The following is a 1,221-nucleotide window of genomic DNA, read 5'->3' as shown; positions in this document are numbered from 1 at the left end:
CAGCGAACGAACACCAAGCAGTCGCAGGACGAGCGTTCCTTATCATAAGCGTAGCCAGCCACATCGAACGCCAGCAGGTCAGCCACGCGGCGCACGTTGCTTTCCGCGCACCAGCGCACCATCGAGCCACGCGCCGCTTTTGCGGCAGTCGAGCGCTGTACCAGCCTGCCGTTCACGACCGTGCCGAACAAGCAGGTGACGACATGTGGAGCAGCGGGTTCGTGGAGAGCGGCGGGTTCGTGGAGAGCAGTGGGTACATGCAGGGCAGCGGGTGCATGTAAGGCAGTGGGTACGTGGGGCGCGGCGGGCACCTGCGGGAACTCGGACGGCACGGTGCCCGCTTGAGCGCGCTTCGGCTCCGGCTCGGCACGCTCGCCGGCTCGGGCAAGACGACCCCCAGAAGCCTGCTGCAAGCGAAACAAGTCAGCTGCATGAGGCAGCACGGCCTTGGCATACTCTACCGAGGCTAGATTCACGATCGTATCGGCCTCCTGAGCAAGCGAGCGGCACAAGGCATCTCCCCAGTAGGCGTAAAGGTCTTGCGCATCGCCCACGCCGAGCTTCGCCTGCATCTCCAAACGATACGGAACCACGCCGTCGAAGGGACGCAGCACGCCGTAGAAGCCGGAAAGGATGCGCAGATGCTCCTGCAAGTATTCCAATTGGGTAGCCTCCATAACCTGCGGGGCAAGGTGCTGGTACTGGATGCCCTCGTACGCGAGGACCGCGGGAGTCAAGCTGCTTTTGCGGAGGTCCATCGTTCGGAAGCGCTCGTGGTTGAGCTGCGCCAGCGCATCGCTGCAACGCCAGAGCGCTTTCACTTCATCGTAGGACCGCCCGCGCATCGCCTCCATCAGCGCCTCGGTGCGATCGAGGAACACCGGTAGGTCGCGCCAGGCAAACGCGTCGTCCACGACGTTCATCTTCTTGGCAGGCGACACGATGAAGCGCAGGGACATCTTTGTTTCTCCTTCTAACTGAATCGACGCAGGACGCTACAGGCTTATCCCTGCCGTCATATGCATCATATAGAAAGCGAAGCGCATTATGAAGATGCCGGAAAACACCAAAGCGACGTTGCAGGGAATAGCACAGCAGAGCGCACTTTACTCGAAAGATATCCCTGCCCCACGCCACGCGTATGAGCACAAGTTCCGGAGCGCGACGCGCATGCACTCGAAGCGCATCTATGCCAAATTGAACGTGCACAAAAAACAGGAG

The 1,221-nt window shown here is 60.9% G+C and carries 1 protein-coding gene; it reads right to left on the bottom strand.

Annotated features, from left to right (window positions below; genetic code table 11):
• Window positions 1–959, bottom strand: a 959-nt coding sequence (locus RR842_RS07475; RefSeq protein ID WP_332729366.1) for a YaaA family protein, incomplete at its 3' end; no start/stop codon positions are given.
• Window positions 960–1,221: the final 262 nt, after the last annotated feature.

Origin of the sequence: Gordonibacter sp., assembly GCF_036667095.1 — a bacterium.
GTDB lineage: Bacteria > Actinomycetota > Coriobacteriia > Coriobacteriales > Eggerthellaceae > Gordonibacter.
The sequence above is the reverse complement of the archived record's forward strand: the minus strand, read 5'-3'. Positions and strand labels throughout refer to the sequence as shown.